Origin of the sequence: Brevibacterium sp. SIMBA_078 (genome assembly GCF_046534565.1) — a bacterium.
Classification (GTDB): domain Bacteria; phylum Actinomycetota; class Actinomycetes; order Actinomycetales; family Brevibacteriaceae; genus Brevibacterium.
The window spans coordinates 1-243 of the sequence record NZ_JAWRYQ010000498.1 but is presented as its reverse complement, the minus strand read 5'-3'; the positions used below and the strand labels follow the sequence as shown (position 1 = coordinate 243).

Genomic DNA, 243 nt, shown 5'->3' with positions numbered 1-243 from the left:
AGCGCTTAAAAGTAGTAAAGGATTAGTGTATGCCTGCAATCATGGCTGAAAAATATAAAGCATTGGTAAACTGGCGTCCTAATTTGATTGGCCAGTTTGTAATGAGTATGCTGTTGTCACTTTTGCCTTTGTCTATTGTGGTTATTGTATTTTTAAATGTATTAAATAAACAATTAGCGGTCACACAGCAAATTGTCAGTAATAACTATCAAGTAACCAAGTCGTTTAATGCACTTAAACAAG

The 243-nt window shown here is 33.7% G+C and carries 1 protein-coding gene; it reads left to right on the top strand.

The genetic code is table 11. The features are described 5' to 3' along the window. Positions 1-29: 29 nt before the first annotated feature. The coding region (locus SB749_RS20560) for a hypothetical protein (protein WP_410711944.1) at positions 30-243 on the top strand (214 nt) is incomplete at its 3' end.